Consider the following 17,308-nt stretch of genomic DNA (forward strand, 5'->3'; position numbering starts at 1 on the left):
TCCGCTAAAGACTGTCACACGGGCGGGCGGGGTGCCGGGATGCGGGCCACCCCGTCGGCGGTGAGGCTGCCCAGATACAGCGACCCGCCCGACTCCCGCACACCGGTCACCGGCGAATAGCCGCCCTCGGGGCCGCGCAGGTTGTGCCGGATGCTCCCGCGGGCGTCGAGGCCGAGGACCCACGCTCGCCGCTCGGGATCCGGCTGTACCCGGTCCGACAGGTTCGCTGCGAGGATCCGCAACGCGGGGTAGGGCGCCATCAGGTCGAGCAGGCGCATCCGGGGACTGTAGAGCGCCACCCAGAAGATGCCCGCGTCGGTCTGGGAGGTCACGTTGTCGGGCAGGCCGGGCAGGTTCTCGACCCAGGTCGACACCCGCCCCGCCGAGGGGCCGGTCAGGTCGACCCGACGGATCGCGTAGCCCCCGGTCTCGGCGACCAGGACGTACGACTCGTCGGCGGCGAGACCCACCCCGTTCGCGAACTGCAGGCCGTCGGCGAGCAGGTCCGTGTCGCCGGTGGCCGGGTCGAAGCGGATCAGCCGGCCGGTGCCGCGATGTTCGAGGACGTCGAGCCGGTGTTCGGGGATGGTGAACTTCGCGGACGAATCGGTGAAGTAGACCACGCCGTCCCGTCCGACGGCGGAGTTGTTGCACGCGATCAGCGGTTTGCCGACCGCGCGGTCCGTCAGTGTCTCGATCCGGCCCCGGTCGTCGACCCGCAGGACGCCACGCTCGGCGTCGCACACCAGGTACCGACCGTCCGCGAGGATCTCGATGCCCAGCGGGCGGCCGCCGGTGTCGGCGACCCGTGCGACGCGGCCGGGGCCGTCGTAGCGCCAGACGGCGCCGTCGACGGTGCCCGTGACGAGCCTGCCCTCGTGATCGACGGCCACGTCCTCCGGCCCCGCCGTGCCGGGTGTCGGCCACCGCTCGAGGTCGTCGAATTCCGGTGCCGGATCGGGGATCTCACGGGGCGGCCTCGGCGCCCGCCACGCGACGGGGTCGACGCCGGTTCGGTCGAGTCGGGCAAGGACGTCGCGTGCGAATCCCATGCACCCACGGTAATCGGGTCAGCGCGCCGCGAAGTCGGGTTGCGCATATCCGGCCACCCGGGTGTCACGGCCGTGGATGGCGACCTCCCGGAACTGGTGGATGATCGCGGCGGTCGGGGCGTGCATGGCGCCGCCGCGGAACGGCCAGCGCAGCATGGGCAGGGCGTCGGCCGGTGCGTCCGGCACCGGTTCCAGCAGCGGGTCGACGTCGACCTCGGCCATCGTCACCTCGAACACCGACGCGACCTCGTCCGGGTTCGGGGTGATCGGGCCGGGGAGCCCACCGACCCACACCACGACGGGGGTGATGACGTATCCGGACCGCGTCACGTAGTCGTCGAGGAGGCCGAGAACGCTCTCGGCGGGCGCCTGGACACCCAGTTCCTCGGCGAGTTCCCTGACCGCGGCCTGCTGCGGCGACTCCCCCGGATCGACCCCGCCGCCCGGAAGCGCGAACTGGCCTGCGTGCGCCCGCATCTTCGGGGGCCTCCGGGTGAGCAGCAGTCGCGCGCCTGCGCTGTCGGTGATCACGGCCAGCGCGACGGCGGCCCGTCGTCCACCGGTGTCCGGAGCGGCGATCCGGTCGAACGCCGCGACCCGGGCGGCGCACCCCTCTCGGGTCAGGGCGGGCCCGTCGCCCGCGGTTCGTCCGTCGCCCTGTGGGATGCTCGCGTCCATCAGCCGACGGTAACCCCGAGACGGTGACATCCGCTCACGACCCGGCGCGCGTGTCACCGCGCCGCGAAGTCCGGCTGGGTGAACGCGGCGACCCTGGTGTCGCGACCGTGCAGGGCGATCTCCCGGAACTGGTGGATGATCGCCGCGGTCGGCGCGAAGAGTTGCTCGCCGCGGAACGGCCACCGGAACAGCGCCTCGGTCTCACCGGGCAGCGGTCGCCGCACCGGCTCGGTGTCCAGTTCGGCCTCGGTCACCTCGAACACCATCGCCACCTCGTCCGGGTTGGGCCGCAGCGGCGCGGTGAGCGCGCCGACCCACACCACGACGGGGGTCATCACGTACCCGGACCTGGTGACGAAGTCGTCGAGGACGCCGAGCACCGCGTCCTCGCCCACCGCCACCCCGAGTTCCTCGTCGAGTTCGCGCAGCGCCGCCTGCTCGGGCGTCTCGCCGGGATCGATGCCGCCGCCCGGCAGCGCGAACTGTCCCGGGTGCGCACGCATCCTGCTCGGCCGCAGCGTCAGCAGCAGGACCGGACCGTCCGCGCGGTCGACGACCGCGAGGGCGACCGCAGCACGGCGGTCACCGGTGTCGGGCGCGGTACGGACCTCGAACCGCTGCAGCGCGTTCGCGCACCGGTCCCTGGTCAGCCCCGGCCGGGTGTCGTCCACTGCCGATCTCGCCGCGTTCGCCGTCATCGGTCGACAGTAGCCGGGCGGGACGTTTCATCCGCCCGTTCCACGGGCAGTGCAACGGGGGTACGTTGACTGTGCATCGCTCGTCGCCCTCACGGAACCGAGATCGCAATGAAATCGGTTGCGGCGTTCGTCGCCGCCCTCGTCCTCGCCGGGATGCCCCTCGCCCGGGCCGACACCCCGTCGCCGCCCGTGGTGTACGTGGCGCTCGGCGACTCGTTCTCGGCCGGTCCCGGCATCGCTCCGAATCTCGTGGTGACCGGCTGTCTGCAGTCCGCGGTGAACTATCCGCACCTCGTCGCCGCGGCGTTGCACGCCGCCGCGTTCCGGGACGTCACGTGCAGCGGGGCCACCACCGGCGATCTCTGGCAGAGCCAGTCCCCTTCGCGCCCGGCACAATTCGATGCACTCACCCCGGACACCACCCTCGTCACGGTCGGCATCGGAGCCAACGACGTCGGCCTGGTGCCGCTCGCGGTGGGGTGCCTGAACGTCGGGCCGCCCCCGTACGGCCGGTCGTGCGCGGCCGCGCGCACCACCGACGGCGCCGACAGCCACGCGGAGCGGGCCGACCGGCTCGCCGCGACGTATACGGCCGTGATCGGCGAGATCCGGAGCCGAGCCCCGCGGGCGCGGGTCCTGCTGGTCGGATACCCCACCGCGATCCGGCCGGGCGGCTGCCCGGGGATCCAGCCGGTGTGGCCGGTCGACGCCGACTACCTCGAGTCGCTGATCGTCCGGCTGAACGCGGCGATGGCGACCGGCATCACGAACGCCACGTTCGTCGATCTATTCCCGTCCACTCGCGGCCACGACGTGTGCGCGCCGCCGCAGCAGCGCTGGATCGAGGGCGCGATCCCGACCTCGGTCGCGGCGCCGATTCCGCTGCACCCGAACGCCGCCGGTCACGCAAACGCGGCCGCGCAGGTGCGCGCGGCCGCGGCCCGCTGACGAACGGTCGCTCAGGCGAGGGCGTCGACGTACGCGCCCTGCCACACGGTGTCGAACGGGGTGCGCGCCGAGACCCGGCCTGCGATTCCGGCGGTGACGAATTCCTTGGCGAACTCGACCGCGGACGCCACCTCGACGCCCTTGGCGAGTTCGGCGGTGATCGCGGCGGCGAGCGTGCACCCGGCACCGGAGACCCGCTCCTGCCCGACCTTGGGGGCCCGCAGGACGGTCACCTCGGTGCCGTCGAAGAGCACGTCGACGGCGTCGTCGCCGGCCAACTCGACGCCGCCCTTGGCGATCACGTAGCGCGGTCCGAGATCGTGGATGCGACGCGCCGCCTCGATGAGTTCGTCGACGGAGCCGATGGCCTCCATACCCGCGAGCGTGCGGGCCTCGAACAGATTGGGTGTGACGACGGTGGCGAGCGGCAGAATCTGCTCACGCAGTGCCGTGTCGGTGTCGAGGGCTGCACCGGGCTCCTGACCCTTGCAGATCAGGACCGGGTCGAGGACGACGTGCCGCCAGGACTGGCGACGCAAACCGGCCGCGACGACCTCGATGGTGGCCGGGGTGCCGAGCATGCCGATCTTGACGACGTCGAGGTCGTGCGCGGCGGTCGCGGCCTCGATCTGGTCGGCGATGACCTCCGGTGCGATCGGAACGAACCGGTGCGCCCACCCTGCCTTCGGATCGAAGGACACGATGCAGGTGATGGTGCCGACCCCGTAGACACCGAGTTCCTGGAAGGTCTTCAGGTCGACCTGGAGACCCGCTCCACCGGTGGCTTCCGAACCGGCGATGACATAGGCGAGGTCGACCACGAATGCTCCTTCGAGAACGAGTACGGCTGCGACTCCTTTCAACCCGGGCGTCGCAGCGTTCGAGGATAGTCGTGCTCCGTTCTCCCGCAGGCGGGAGGTCCGGCGGCCGCACTCGACATCCCGCTATCGTAAGTATTACCGTATGTCCAACTACAGCGATGTCGATCGGGAGGCGTGCGCGTGAAGGTTCCGTTCACCTGGAAGGTCACGGGATGGTTCGTGATCGGGTGGTCCGCCGAGTTCCCCACCGGCGAATCACGGGCTCTGCACTACTTCGGCGAGGACCTGGTCGCCTATCGGGACGAGGCAGGCGATCTGCATGTGATGACGGCCCACTGCAAACACCTGGGTGCTCATCTCGGCCACGGCGGCAAGGTCGTCGGCGACTGCATCGAGTGCCCGTTCCACGGATGGCGCTGGGGCCCGGACGGCTCGAACAAGTACATCCCCTACCAGCCGGACCGCCCCAATCGCACGCAGAAACTGCGCGTGTACCCGGTCGAGGAGCAGCACGGTGTGGTGTTCATGTGGTATCAGCCCCAGGGTGGAGCGCCGCAGTGGAAACTCCCCGACATCTTCACCAAGTTCCCGGAGTTCGAGAGCGGCCCGGACTCGTACTACCGGCCGTTCCCCGAGTTCTCCCGGCGCGCCGAACGGGAGCCGGTGCACCCGCAGGTCGTCGCGGAGAACGGCCCGGACAGTTCGCATTTCCGCTATGTGCACGGCGCGTCGGTGACCCCGGTGTGCCTGGACTGGGCAGCGGTCGACAACGAGTGGCGCTTCCTGACCGGGTGGCCGGATGCCCGCAGTGACGACCCCGAGACGATGGCGTTGCGCATTCACAGCCACTTCTCCGGGCTGGGATTCGCGATGAGCGTCTTCGAGGGCGCCCAGAACCACCGGCTCATCTTCGCGTGCACACCCGTCGACGACGAGGTGTCCGATCTCTTCTACTCGATCTGGTGGCCGCGCGTTGCCGGCGACGTCTCCGACGTTCCCCCCGAGGAGGTGCGGGCCGAGGTGGAGCGGCGGTTCCTGGTCACTGTGTTCGAGGACCTCGACATCTGGCGGTACCAGGTCTACGTGGAGAAGCCGCCACTGGCCGCCGTTGACGCCAAGCCCTATCTGGCCATGCGGGAGTGGGCCAAGCAGTTCTACGAGGTGGAACCCGAGCCCGCCGTGGCGAGCGCACCGTGAGCCCGGCGCGCCCGGGCGTGACCGATCTGGTCACACCGGGCCACACCGCACTGGTCACGCAGGAGTGTCAGTGCGCGGTGGTCGGCCCGGACGCCGGCCTGCCCGCCCTCGCGGTGGAGGCCCGCCGGGAGGCCCTGCCGAACATCGCCCGCCTGCTGCCCGCGGCACGGGCCGCGGGCGTGCAGGTGGTGCACTGTCTGGTGCAGCGCCGCGCCGACGGCCGCGGTTCCAACACCAACGCGGCCCTTTTCGACATCGGGCGGGCGGGGGTCGACATCGAGCCGGGCGGCGTGGGAGCGTCGCTGCTCCCCGAGTTCGGCCCCGATCCGAGCGATCTCGTGCTCACCAGGACGCACGGTCTCGGCCCGATGGGCGGGACCGATCTCGACGCGGTCCTGCGCAATCTCGGGGTGTCGACGATCGTGGCGGTGGGGGTGTCCCTCAACGTCGCGATCCCGAACCTGGTGATGGACGCGGTGAATGCCGCGTATCGGGTCGTGGTGCCTCGTGACGCGGTCGCGGGTGTTCCGGCCGACTACGGGCGCGCGGTTCTCGACAACACCCTGGCGGTGCTCGCGACGCTCACGACGACCGACGATCTGGTGCGCACCTGGCGGGGCTGTTCCTGACCGGTGCGGCGGCGCGCCACGCGAGCGCCGAGACATCGCCGCGGATGCACCCGCCGGCCGGGGCATCCGCGGCGGCGCTCGTCAGTCGCTCGCCGGCAGCGCCTTCGCCGCCTTCAACTGCATCGGCGTCTCGCCGACCGTGAGCGTGCCGTCACCCGGCTTCGTCACCAGGACCTCCGCCCCGGACTCGTCGACGTAGCGCTTGCCGAGGGCGTTGCCGGCGCGGAGGTGCTCGTCGATCGTCGCACCGGCCGTCTTCGCCTCGCCGACCGCGACCATCGGGCTCCCACCGCACCGCAGGTCGTCGAACCGGTCCGTCGACCTGATCACGATCACCTGGGTGTCACAGACCTGGCTCTCGAATCGGGTACCGCTCTTGATCATCTCTCGCCTCCTGTGGTCATCTCTCGTGGTTCCGGGATGTGGTGCTTCCGCGGGCTCAGACCGGGGTCACGTCCGGCTCGGCCGAGCGCAACTCGTCGACCAGGGCGCGGCGCAACACCTTTCCGGTGTCGGTGGTGGGCAACTCGGCGCGAAAGACCACCCGGTCCGGGGTGCGTGATCCCCGCAGTCGCTCTCGAACCCAGGTGCGCAGGGCCTCGGTGTCGGGTTCGCCCGGCCCGGCGGGGACCACCACCGCGACGATGATCTGCCCCCACTGCTCGTCGTCGAGGCCGAGAACGGTGACGTCGCGGACGTCCGGGTGGTCTACGAGGACGTTCTCGATTTCGGCCGGTGCGATGTTCTCGCCGCCGCGGATGATGGTGTCGTCGGCGCGGCCGACGACATACAGGTACCCGTCCGCGTCCACGCTGGCGTGATCCCGGGTCGGGAACCAACCGTCCGCGTCGAGGACGGAGCCGATGCCCGTGTAGCGGCCCGACACCTGGGATCCTCGGACGAACAGTTCCCCCACCTCGCCGGCGCCGAGCACGGTTCCGTTCTCGGCCCGGATCTGCAGTTCCACACCGGGAACCGCGCGGCCCACCGATCCGAGGCGGGCGGCCAACGCGGGATCGGATCCCGCACTGCGGTGGTCGTCCGGTGTCAGAACCGCGATGGTCGACGACGTCTCGGTCAGTCCGTATGCGTTGACGAGCCCGACCTCGGGCAGCAGGCCCATCGTGCGACGCACCAGTGGCAACGGCACCCGGGATCCGCCGTACGCGAGTGTCCGCAGCGACGGCAACCCCGTGGGATCGTGCTCGAGTGCGGAGACGATGCGGTCGAGCATGGTGGGGACGACGGTTGCGCTGGTGACCTGCTCGCCTCGGACCAGCCGGACCCAGTCCGCTGCGTCGAATCGCCTCTGGTACACCATGGTTCGGCCGGCGTAGAGGTTCGACAGTGAGGCCCCGACACCCGCGATGTGGTACGGCGGGACGCAGATGAGCGCAGCGTCGCCGGGTTCGGCGGAAGCGAAGTCGACCGTACCCATGACGTAGCTGGTGAGGTTGCTGTGACTGAGTTCGACCGCCTTGGGCTGCGAGGTGGTGCCGGAGGTGAACAGCACGACCGCGGGCCGCTCGGGATCGACCGGCACCGCCTCGGCACTCGGCGCGTCGGCGGCCCTCGTGGCAGCGAGGAATTCGTCGGTGTCGATGATTCGCGCGTCAACGCCACCGAGGGCCTCGCGGTACTCGCGGTCGGCGACGACCAGCGGCGAGGGCAGGCGTTCGATCAGTTCGCACAGTCCGCGCTCGCCGAGCCGGTAGTTCAGCGGGGTCAGGGCGAGGCCGGCGCGCGCGGCCGCGAACAGCAGCACCGGAAGTACCGTTCCGCCGGTGCCGACGTGCACGACGTGCCGAACACCGGTGGACGCGATCAGCGCCGCGCCGCGGTCGGCCATCCCGTTCAGTTCCGCGACAGTCGTGCGGTCGCCGTCGCTGGACACCGCAATCCGGCCGGGGTCCAGGTCGGCGGACATCTCGAGGAGCAACGAAATACTCACGGGCACAACCTCACTGCAGATGGTCGGTGAACGCGGTGGAGTCACCGCGCCCGGCGGGGCGGGTGGTGCGGCGGGCCCGAGCGAGCCGCCAGGCGACGCGCAGGCGCGCCGCCCACACCGCGGCTGATGCCCCGGAGCGCATGGCCCGGCCGAACGGCGGGACGGCGCTTCCGGTGGTCACCATGAACGGCAGATCGCTCGCGACGACGGTCCGGTGGTGGGTGAAGGTGTCGAACCCGGCCTTGCCGTGGTAAGCGCCCATGCCACTGTTGCCGACCCCACCGAAGGGCGCGCCGGCCGGCACCATCTGCAGGCCGAACTCGTTGCGCGCGACGCCGCCGCTGCGAGTCCGGTCCACGAAGCGGCGGAACTCGGTTCCGTCCGGACCGAACCAGTAGGCGACGAGGGGTGCCGGCCGGGCGTTGACGTAGGTGATCGCCTCGTCGACGGAACGGTACGGCAGCACCACCAGCACCGGGCCGAAGACCTCCTCGTGGGCGATGGCCATCGAGTCGTCCACGCCGCGCACGACGGTGGGCGCGATCTTGCGACGGTCACGGTCCGGCAGCGTCTCACCGACCGGGGCGGCGGTGTCCACGTGCGCCCCTCGTGCGCGGGCGTCCTCGACGAGTCCGACGACACGGTCGAAGTTCGCGATGTTCACGGTGGCGGGGTACTCGTCGTTGTCGACGATCGTGGGGAACACCTCGCCGAAGGTGCGCATTGCCTCCGCGACGAACGCGTCGACGGCAGCTTCCGGCACCAGGACGTAGTCGGGGCAGATGCACACCTGTCCGCCGTTGACCATGCGAGCCCGCGCGATTCGGGAGGCGGATCGGGTGATGTCCGCGTCCGGCGCGACGACGACCGGGTTCTTTCCGCCCAGTTCCAGGGTGACGGGGACCAGGTTCTCGGCAGCCGCCCGCTGCACCAGCCGGCCCACCCGAGGGGAGCCGGTGAAGAAGAGGTGGTCGAAGGGCAGGGCCGCGAACTCGGCCGCCACCCGCGCGTCGCCGGTGACCACGGCGACCTCGGAGTCGTCGAAGTAGCGCGGCGCCAGGGAGGCGAACAGTTCCGCGGTGTGTTCGGTGACCTCGGACATCTTGATCATCACCCGGTTGCCTGCGGCCAGCGCGGCCGCGGCGGGCAGCACCACCAGGTGCAGCGGGAAGTTCCAGGGACCAACGATGCCGACCACGCCGAGCGGGGTGGGCCGGACCCGGGCCCGCAGCCCGACCGGGCCTGCGGCCCGCATGTGCGTCTCGTCGCGCATCCACCGCGGCAGGTGGGAGCGGGTGTGTTCGATCACCGACAGCATCCCGATGATCTCGGTGAACAGCGTCCCGGTCCGTGATCGGCTGCCGAAGTCGGCGACCAGCGCCTCGACGAAGGCGTCCGCGTTGTCGAGGACGAGGGCGACCAGCCGGTCCATGCGGTGGCGGCGCACCGCGAGTGTGGGCGGACCCTCGGCCAGGAAGGCGCCCCGCTGACGTTCGAGGATCGGGCGCAGAGTGGTGGCACCGTCCCGTTCTGCGGTGACGGTTGGTTTGTCGGTGGTGGTCATGATTCCGCCGATCAGGAGAGGGACAGCGGACCGTCGGCAACGACGGTCCGCAACCAGCCGAGCTCCACTCCTGCGTCGTCGGCGGCGTCCACGCAGGCCGCGACATCCTTTCGCAGGAATGGGCCGGCGACCTTGCCGAACTTCTCCAGGCTGCCGAGCAGCCGGACCGAGGAGGATGCATGGCTGCGTCCGCTGCAGACGGTGAGCGCGTCGAGGAACGCCGCGTCCTCGACGCCCAGTCGCGCGCCGAGATCGAGTGCGGCCGCGACGAGTTGGGCGTTTCCGGCGAAGAGCAGGTTGTTGACGAGCTTGAGGGACAGTGCGGTGCCGAGGCCGCCGGTGTGGATGACGTTGCTGCTGTAGGCCTCGAGTACCTTCTGGGCGCGCTCGGCGGCCGCGGTGTGCCCGCCGAGAAGGACCGTCAATCGGCCCGCCGCGATGTCCTCGGCGGAGCCGCTGATGGGGCCGTCGAGCAGGACCGGACCGTCCGGATGCTGCGCCGCCAGCCCGGTCACCGTGCCGATGTTGCCGGTGGTGTGGGACACCACCACCGCACCCGGTTCGGCATTGGCGAGAATCCCGTCGGGCCCGCCTGCCACGTCCAGGAGTTGCTCGTCGGAGAAGAGGCAGGCGATGACGATGTCACTGCGCCGGGCCAACTCTGCCGGGCTGTCGACAAGCGCCACACCGCGAGCACCGAGCCGTTCCCGCACCTCCGGTCGCCGCGCGTAGAGGTTCACCTCGTGCCCCGCATCCAGGAGCCGAACAACCATCGGCTCCCCCATCTGACCTGCTCCGACGAAACCGATCGTCTCCGCCACCGCTGCTCCCCTCACTGCTCCGGCCGTGGCTGTCCACCACGGCAACGGTCGGCACCACCCCTGGCGCCCAGATGCCGAATTACTTACCGTAAGCCAGACCGTAACAGACCGGGAGGCGGCGCGGAACGGTTCACCGGACCGCTCAGGCGCGCACACCCACCCGACCCCGAACTGGCCCGCTCGGCGCCCCCTGCGCACCGAGCAGACCGGCAGCACGGTCGAGGATGCAGACGAGTCCGTACTCGAAGTTCCGATCGTCCGGCGCGGCGCCGGTCCGCCCCTGCGCCGCAGCTTCGGCGAGCAGCGGTGTGCCCTCCGGCGTGATGTCGAGATCGTCGTAGTACGCGTGCGAGTCGGGGTCCGCCTCCTTCGCCTTGTCGCCGAGCCGGGTGAGCACGACCGAACCGCGCACGTGCAACTGGACCGCCGCGACGGTGTCGAAGGCGTCCGCCAGCGACAGGCCGGCGTCGACCAGATCGGCGACGATCGTCTCGATGTAGCGGGCACCCAGCTGGCCGTGGACGGGACTGAGCGTCGAGCGGATCAGGATCAGGTCGATCAGGATCGGGTTCGCCAGGAAGGTGGCGCGCATGCCGCGAGCGAAGCCGGTCAGCACCCGACGCCAGCCCCCCACGTCGGAGGCCGCACCATCGCCGGCCAGAGCCGGGGCCACACTCAGGTACTGACGGACGGCCCGCTCGGTCATCGCGTTGAGAAGGTCGTCCTTCTTGCGGAAGTACCAGTAGATGCTGGTCACCCCGACGCCGAGGTGCTTGCCCAGCATCGGCATGCTCAGGTTGTCGATCGACACCCGCTCGGCGAGCTCGAACGCGCCCGCGATGATGTCGTCCGGGTCGATCGAACCCCGTTCCCGGCGTTGCCTTTTCGGCGGCCGGCTCTGCCGCGCCGACCCGGAATCGCGCTTGACCATACTCTTCACACCTCCGCCGCGCCGTCGTGTCCGGCACGTCACATGCAGTTACCGTAAACCATACGGCATAACCTTCGGCACAATCCCGGGGGACGCGTCGACACCCCTCCCCGAGGCCGCCGGAATTGCTTGCGGAATGCTCTACCGATAGGTATACAGTAGGGCATGGCCGAACGAGCTGGGAATACCCCGCGCCAGGGCGCGGGAGACGGCGACGCGGTGCTCTACGACCGCACGGACGGCGGCGTCGCGGTGTTGACCCTGAACCGGCCCGAGCGCCTCAATTCCTGGGGACGCGACATCGCGGCCGCGTTCTACGCCGCCGTCGACCGGGCCGAGGCCGATCCCGACGTCCGCGTGCTCCTGGTCACCGGGAAGGGCCGCGCGTTCTGCGCGGGCGCCGACATGGGGTCGTCCACCGACATCGGCGACGCGTTCGAGTCGGACACACCGGTCGACGTCACGGCCCTGATGGGCGACCGGCCACCGCACTTCCTGACCTCGGTACACAAGCCGGTGGTGGCCGCGATCAACGGTCCGTGCGTGGGCATCGGCCTGACCTACGCGCTGATGTGCGACGTCCGGTTCGCCGCCGACGGGGCCAAGTTCGCCGCCCCGTTCGCCAGGCGCGGACTGATCGCCGAGCACGGCATCGCCTGGATACTCCCCCGGCTCGCCGGATGGGGTGTCGCACTGGACCTACTGCTCAGCGGACGCACCTTCCTCGCCCGCGAGGCAGCCGACCTCGGCCTTGTCGCGGCGGTGCTCCCGCCCGAGGACTTGTTCGACCACGCCCTCCGGTACTGCGAGGACATGGCCGCGAACTGTTCGCCCGCCTCCCTGCGGTGGATCAAGGACCAGGCATACGCGGTGACTTCCGGTGACGCGGCGGACGCGACGACCCGGGCCGCCGAACTGATGGCCGAGTCGCTGACTCGTCCCGACGTGATCGAGGGCGTCACCGCGTTCCTCGCCAAACGGCCCCCCGCCTTCCCGCCCCTGGATGTCCGGAAGGCGCGGGCCGGGCGGTGATCCCGCACTGCCCGCCCCACCCACACGACCAGAAGACACACGACGTGCCGAACCGAAGGAGGAGACCGTGACCGCACTCGACTACCGCGCGATCGACGTCGACAACCACTACTACGAGCCCATCGACGCGTTCACCCGCCACCTCGACCGGAAGTTCACCCGGCGTGGCGTGCAGATGCTGAAGGAGGGCAAGCACACCGTCGCGGTGATCGGGGACCGCGTCAATCGTTTCATCCCGAACCCGACCTTCGATCCGATCATCGTCCCGGGCTGCCTCGACCCGTTCTTCCGCGGCGAGATCCCCGACGGCATGGACCGGTCGACGATGATGCAGGTCGAGGAACTCGAACTGCGACCCGAGTACCAGAACCGCGACGCCCGCGTGAACGTCCTCGACAAGCAGGACATCGAGACGGTGTTCATGTTCCCGACCTTCGGCTGCGGGGTCGAGCAGGCCCTGCGCCACGACATCGACGCCACCATGGCATCGCTGCACGCCTTCAACCTCTGGCTCGACGAGGACTGGGGCTTCGACCGGGCCGACCACCGGGTGTACACGGCGCCGATGATCTCGCTCGCCGACCCGGTCGCCGCGCTCGCCGAGGTCGACTCGGTGATCGCGAAGGGCGCACGCCTGGTGCACATCCGGCCGGCCCCCGTGCCCGGTGCGAGCAAACCACGCTCGCTCGGCCACCCGTCCCACGACCCGGTCTGGGCACGCCTGGCGGAGGCCGGTGTCCCGGTCGCCTTCCACCTCGGCGACAGCGGCTACCTCAAACTGTCGGCGATGTGGGGCGGCAAGGAGAACTTCGAGGGCTTCGGCACGGTGGACCCCTTCGACAAGATCGTCACCGACGACCGTGCCATCCACGACACCATCGCGTCGCTGATCGTCCACGGCGTCTTCAACCGGCACCCGAACCTGCGGGTGGCGAGCATCGAGAACGGCTCGGAGTGGGTGCATCGCCTCGCCAAGCGGCTGACCAAGCTGGCGAACCAGTATCCGAAGTCCTTCCCCAACGACCCGGTCGAGCAGCTCCGCCATCACGTCTGGGTCGCGCCGTACTACGAGGAGGACGTCAATGCCCTCGCCGACCGCATCGGGGTGGACCGGATCCTGTTCGGTTCGGACTGGCCGCACGGTGAGGGTCTGGAGAACCCGACCTCGTACGTCGGCGATCTGGCCGGACTCGACGACGCCGCGATCCGGAAAGTGATGCGCGACAACGCCGTCGAGTACCTCGGTCTTCCCGTCCGCAGCGCCGCGTAGCCGCCGTGCACCCCAATCGAGCGCCCCTCACGACAGTCGGCGGGAAGGGCGGACCACGGTGACCGAATGGACGCTGGGCGACATCCTCGATGTCGTCGCCGATGCGGTTCCGGACCGGACGATGACGGTCTGCGGCGACCGCCGCAGCACCTTCGCGGAGGTCCGGGATCGCACCCGACGGCTGGGGAATTTCCTGGCCGACCAGGGGTTCGGCCGGCACGACGGCCCCGATGCCGTGAACAGCAAGGCCCCGAACAACTGGGAGTGCGCCCAGGACCGGATCGCCCTGGTCATGCGAAACGACCTCTATCCGGACGTGATGATCGGATGCCTCAAGGCCCGGGTGGTGCCGGTGAACGTGAACCGGCACTACACGGCCCGCGAGATCCGGGACCTGCTCGAGTACGTGGGCCCACGCGGCATCGTCTATCACCGCTCGCTCGGCGACTCGCTGCGGGAGGCTGTCGATGTGGTCGGGCCGGATCTGCTCGTCGCCGTCGACGACGGCAGCGGCGACGAACTCCTGCCGGGTTCGATCACCCTCGACGAGGCCCTCGCCCTCGGTGATCCGGACCGGGTGATCCCCACCAGCCCGGACGACCTGGTGATGATGTGCACCGGCGGAACGACCGGACGGCCGAAGGGCGTGTTGTGGAGACAGAGTGACATGTACGTCGCGGCCATGTCCGGAGACGACCACTCGGCACAGACGCTGCGCGACATCGCCACCTCGGGTGGCCAGGTGTGGTTCGCGGTCTCGCCCCTGCTGCACGCCGCCGGTGTGTGGACCGCGCTCGCCGGGGTCCTGGGCGGCCAGACCGTCGTCCTCTACGACGACCGGGAACCCTTCGACGCCCGCACGGTGCTCGAGACGATCGAGCGCGAGCGGGTGTTCCTGATGACGATGGTCGGGGACGCCTACGCGGGTCCCCTGGTGGAGCAGATGCGTTCCGGCCGGTACGACCTGACGTCACTGTTCGCGATCGGAACCGGCGGGGCCGCCACCAATCCGGTCCACAAGCAGGCGATCATCGACCACCTGCCGCAGGTGACCGTCATCGACGGATACGGATCCTCGGAGACCGGCGGGCTCGGGTTCGGCAACACCGGCCAGGCGTCGCGGGCCGAGACGTTCCTGCCCAGGCCCGGCGGCACCGTGGTGTCGAAGGACCGCCGCCGCTTCCTCGCCCCTGGCGAGGACGAGATCGGCTGGGCGGCCCGGACCGGACGCATTCCGCTCGGCTACTACGGGGATCGCGAGGCCACCGAGCGCACCTTCCCCGTGATCGACGGCCGGCGCGTCGCGGTGCCGGGCGACCGCGCGACGCTGGACGCCGACGGCACGATCCGGCTGATCGGACGCGATTCCCTGGTGATCAACACCGGCGGCGAGAAGGTGTTCGTGGAGGAGGTCGAGGAGGTCCTGCGCACCCATCCCGAGGTCGCCGACGCACTGGTGGTCGGCCGCCCGAGCGTGCGATGGGGGCAGGAGGTCGTCGCCCTGGTGCAGCGTGCGCCGGGTGGCGGGGTCGACGACACCGACCTGCGTGCGCTGTGCAGGACCCGCCTCGCCGGTTACAAGGTCCCGAAGGCCCTCTACTTCGTCGATGCGGTGGGCCGGCTCGGCAACGGGAAGCCGGACTATCGGTGGGCCCGGGACACCGTCGCCGCCATGACCGATGAATCCACCTCTCTCACAACGGAGATCGCATGAGCCACGCGAGCGGAGATCGCCCCGGGCACCGTGTCATCGACTGCCTCGTGAACGTCCACTTCGGTGAGACCGAGCAGCAGCCGGGCTGGATGGTCGCGGTGCGGGACAACTACTTCAAGGGCCCCAAGTCGATGTTCGCCCCGGTCGACCTTGCCGAACTGATCGACGAGATGGACGAGCAGGGCGTGCAGCGTGCCATCCTGATGGACTCGCTGACCAAGCCGTCGACCACGGCACGCAAGTTCGTCGAGGCACACCCGGACCGGTTCGCACTGGCGATGGGTGGCCCCGATCTGCTCCGCCCGGTCGCCACGCTGCGCGAACTGACCGCGGTGGCGGCCGATCTGCCGGTGGCCTACGCCGCCGTCGGACCGAGCTTCTGGGGCGACGGACAGTACCCGCCGAGCGACGCGGTCTACTACCCGCTGTACGCAAAATGCGCCGAACTCGGACTGCCGCTCTGCATCAACACCGGCATCCCGGGCCCGCCGATCCCGGGCGAGGTGCAGAACCCGATCCACCTGGACCGGGTGTGCGTGCGGTTCCCCGAACTGAAGCTGTGCATGATCCACGGCGCCGATCCTTGGTGGGACGTCGCGATCCGGCTCCTGATCAAGTATCCGAACCTGCGGCTGATGACCTCCGCCTGGTCACCCAAGCGGCTGCCGGAGTCGTTGCTGCACTTCATGCGCAGCCGCGGCGCGGGCAAGGTCATCTTCGGGTCGGACTGGCCGGTCCTGCCGATGCGCCGGGTGATCCCGGAGGCCGCGGCACTCGACCTTCCGGACGAGGTGCGCGACCGCTACCTGTACGAGAACGCCCGCGAATTCTTCTTCGACCAGCACGCGCCGGCAGGCGCACACGACACAGGAGTGAAGTGATGGACCGGTACGAATTGCGCCGTGAGGACTACAGCCTCACGTCGGACCACACCGACCTGCAGGCCGCATACGTGAAGTTCTTCCAGACGTACAGCCCGATCGAGGTGGTCCGCGCGGCCGAGGCCACCGGGTTCGACAAGGGCCTGTGGGAACGACTGGCCGGCACGGGCGCCATGTCGATGGCGGTTCCGGAGTCCGCGGGCGGCGACGGCGCCACCCTGGTCGACCTGACGCTGGTCGCCGAGGAGATCGGGCGCAGCCTCGCGCCGGTTCCGTGGACCGACCATGTCACCGCGACCCGACTGCTGGCCCGTCTCGGCGACTGCTCGCTCCTCTCGGCGGAGGCCGTGAGCGGCGCCGAACCGGTGGCGCTCGACGTGAGCGCCACGGGAGCACCGGGCCCACGACTGGTGCCGGCGGGCGCGGTCGCCGACCACGTGGTCACCCTCGACGGTGACCAGGTGGTCCGTCTCGGTTTCGCGACGCGACCGGCGCACGTGGACAACCTCGGCCGGCTGCCGCTCGCCTGGGTCGATCCCGCCGACGCCACCACCCGGGAGGTCGTCGCAGCCGGCCCCGAGGCCGTGCGGGCCTTCGAACGTGCCGTCGACGAATGGCGGTTGCTCACCGCGTCGGCCCTGGTCGGCCTCGTCGAGCAGACGATGCGGATCGCCGCCGAGTTCGCCACCACCCGCTACACCTTCGGGGTCCCGATCTCGACGTTGCAGGGCATCTCGCATCCCCTCGCCAACATGGCGATCACCGTCGAGGGCGGACGAAACCTGACCCGGAAGGCAGCCTGGTACCTCGAGTACGAGCCACGGGTGCGACCCGAACTGGCGGCAGCGGCCTTCGTGTTCATGACCGACGAGGCCAGTCGCGCGGCCACGATGGCCGTGCACGTCCAGGGCGGTCTCGGCGTGTCGACGGAGTCGGCCGCGACCTCCTACCTGGTGCGGGCGCGCGGATGGACCCTCGCCGGCGGCGATCCCGCCGCCGCGGCCCGCCGCGTCGCCGAACTCGTCGCCGCTCGCGACGGTGCCGAACTCGTCGCTCGCGACGGTGCGGCGTAGCGCCCGACCGATCCTCAGGCCGCCGAATCACTCCCCCGAATCACTCCC

At 70.3% G+C, this 17,308-nt stretch carries 17 protein-coding genes; 8 read left to right on the top strand and 9 right to left on the bottom strand.

From position 1 onward, the window contains the following. Window positions 1-14: 14 nt before the first annotated feature. The 3 genes from ACWEPG_RS06010 to ACWEPG_RS06020 are packed head-to-tail and all read right to left on the bottom strand — an operon-like array spanning window position 15 to window position 2,428. Window positions 15-1,052, bottom strand: coding sequence for an SMP-30/gluconolactonase/LRE family protein (locus ACWEPG_RS06010; protein WP_450116530.1), 1,038 nt, complete (start codon window positions 1,050-1,052; stop codon window positions 15-17). An 18-nt stretch (window positions 1,053-1,070) separates the two neighbouring features. Then, on the bottom strand, window positions 1,071-1,730 hold the full coding sequence (locus ACWEPG_RS06015) for an NUDIX hydrolase (RefSeq protein ID WP_450116531.1): 660 nt from the start codon (window positions 1,728-1,730) through the stop codon (window positions 1,071-1,073). Between the two features lie 53 nt (window positions 1,731-1,783). After that, window positions 1,784-2,428, bottom strand: a complete 645-nt coding sequence (locus ACWEPG_RS06020; RefSeq protein WP_450116532.1) for an NUDIX hydrolase — start codon at window positions 2,426-2,428, stop codon at window positions 1,784-1,786. Window positions 2,429-2,536: 108 nt separating this feature from the next. Between ACWEPG_RS06020 and ACWEPG_RS06025 the strand changes: the two genes are divergently transcribed. Continuing rightward, the gene (locus ACWEPG_RS06025; RefSeq protein WP_450116533.1) at window positions 2,537-3,376 is read left to right on the top strand and encodes an SGNH/GDSL hydrolase family protein; all 840 of its coding nucleotides are present in this window, start codon (window positions 2,537-2,539) and stop codon (window positions 3,374-3,376) included. 11 nt (window positions 3,377-3,387) lie between these two features. On the opposite strand, the gene thiD is transcribed toward ACWEPG_RS06025, so the two are convergent. Beyond that, window positions 3,388-4,197, bottom strand: a complete 810-nt coding sequence (gene thiD, locus ACWEPG_RS06030) for a bifunctional hydroxymethylpyrimidine kinase/phosphomethylpyrimidine kinase (protein WP_450116534.1) — start codon at window positions 4,195-4,197, stop codon at window positions 3,388-3,390. Window positions 4,198-4,377: 180 nt separating this feature from the next. Here thiD and ACWEPG_RS06035 point away from each other — a divergent pair, with 180 nt between their 5' ends. Beyond that, window positions 4,378-5,394 carry a Rieske 2Fe-2S domain-containing protein gene (locus tag ACWEPG_RS06035; protein ID WP_450116535.1) on the top strand — a complete coding sequence of 339 codons (1,017 nt, stop codon included), beginning with the start codon at window positions 4,378-4,380 and terminating at the stop codon, window positions 5,392-5,394. Beyond that, window positions 5,391-6,023 carry a cysteine hydrolase gene (locus ACWEPG_RS06040; RefSeq protein ID WP_450116536.1) on the top strand — a complete coding sequence of 211 codons (633 nt, stop codon included), beginning with the start codon at window positions 5,391-5,393 and terminating at the stop codon, window positions 6,021-6,023. Before ACWEPG_RS06035 ends, ACWEPG_RS06040 begins: the two co-directional genes overlap by 4 nt. Before the next feature lie 81 nt (window positions 6,024-6,104). On the opposite strand, the gene ACWEPG_RS06045 is transcribed toward ACWEPG_RS06040, so the two are convergent. The 5 genes from ACWEPG_RS06045 to ACWEPG_RS06065 all read right to left on the bottom strand — a co-directional run bounded on the left by ACWEPG_RS06045 (window position 6,105) and on the right by ACWEPG_RS06065 (window position 11,290). Continuing rightward, window positions 6,105-6,407, bottom strand: a complete 303-nt coding sequence (locus ACWEPG_RS06045; protein WP_450116537.1) for a hypothetical protein — start codon at window positions 6,405-6,407, stop codon at window positions 6,105-6,107. Between the two features lie 55 nt (window positions 6,408-6,462). Next, window positions 6,463-7,974: a class I adenylate-forming enzyme family protein gene (locus ACWEPG_RS06050; RefSeq protein WP_450116538.1), complete on the bottom strand. Its 1,512-nt coding sequence runs from the start codon at window positions 7,972-7,974 to the stop codon at window positions 6,463-6,465. A 10-nt stretch (window positions 7,975-7,984) separates the two neighbouring features. Continuing rightward, a complete protein-coding gene (locus ACWEPG_RS06055; RefSeq protein ID WP_450116539.1) occupies window positions 7,985-9,538 on the bottom strand; it encodes an aldehyde dehydrogenase family protein in 1,554 nt (517 codons plus the stop codon). 11 nt (window positions 9,539-9,549) lie between these two features. Beyond that, complete coding sequence (locus tag ACWEPG_RS06060; protein WP_452594057.1) at window positions 9,550-10,359, bottom strand: NAD(P)-dependent oxidoreductase; 810 nt, start codon at window positions 10,357-10,359, stop codon at window positions 9,550-9,552. Between the two features lie 142 nt (window positions 10,360-10,501). Further along, window positions 10,502-11,290: a TetR/AcrR family transcriptional regulator gene (locus ACWEPG_RS06065; RefSeq protein WP_450135607.1), complete on the bottom strand. Its 789-nt coding sequence runs from the start codon at window positions 11,288-11,290 to the stop codon at window positions 10,502-10,504. 165 nt (window positions 11,291-11,455) lie between these two features. Between ACWEPG_RS06065 and ACWEPG_RS06070 the strand changes: the two genes are divergently transcribed. The 5 genes from ACWEPG_RS06070 to ACWEPG_RS06090 all read left to right on the top strand — a co-directional run bounded on the left by ACWEPG_RS06070 (window position 11,456) and on the right by ACWEPG_RS06090 (window position 17,260). Next, window positions 11,456-12,322, top strand: a complete 867-nt coding sequence (locus tag ACWEPG_RS06070; RefSeq protein ID WP_450116542.1) for an enoyl-CoA hydratase — start codon at window positions 11,456-11,458, stop codon at window positions 12,320-12,322. Between the two features lie 67 nt (window positions 12,323-12,389). Then, window positions 12,390-13,592: an amidohydrolase family protein gene (locus ACWEPG_RS06075; RefSeq protein ID WP_450116543.1), complete on the top strand. Its 1,203-nt coding sequence runs from the start codon at window positions 12,390-12,392 to the stop codon at window positions 13,590-13,592. Window positions 13,593-13,650: 58 nt separating this feature from the next. Then, window positions 13,651-15,306: an acyl-CoA synthetase gene (locus ACWEPG_RS06080; protein ID WP_450116544.1), complete on the top strand. Its 1,656-nt coding sequence runs from the start codon at window positions 13,651-13,653 to the stop codon at window positions 15,304-15,306. Continuing rightward, complete coding sequence (locus ACWEPG_RS06085; protein WP_450116545.1) at window positions 15,303-16,187, top strand: amidohydrolase family protein; 885 nt, start codon at window positions 15,303-15,305, stop codon at window positions 16,185-16,187. Before ACWEPG_RS06080 ends, ACWEPG_RS06085 begins: the two co-directional genes overlap by 4 nt. Beyond that, window positions 16,187-17,260: an acyl-CoA dehydrogenase family protein gene (locus ACWEPG_RS06090; protein WP_450116546.1), complete on the top strand. Its 1,074-nt coding sequence runs from the start codon at window positions 16,187-16,189 to the stop codon at window positions 17,258-17,260. The genes ACWEPG_RS06085 and ACWEPG_RS06090 overlap by 1 nt, the downstream gene beginning before the upstream one ends. Window positions 17,261-17,308 lie beyond the last annotated feature (48 nt).

The organism is Rhodococcus sp. NPDC004095 (assembly GCF_053604015.1).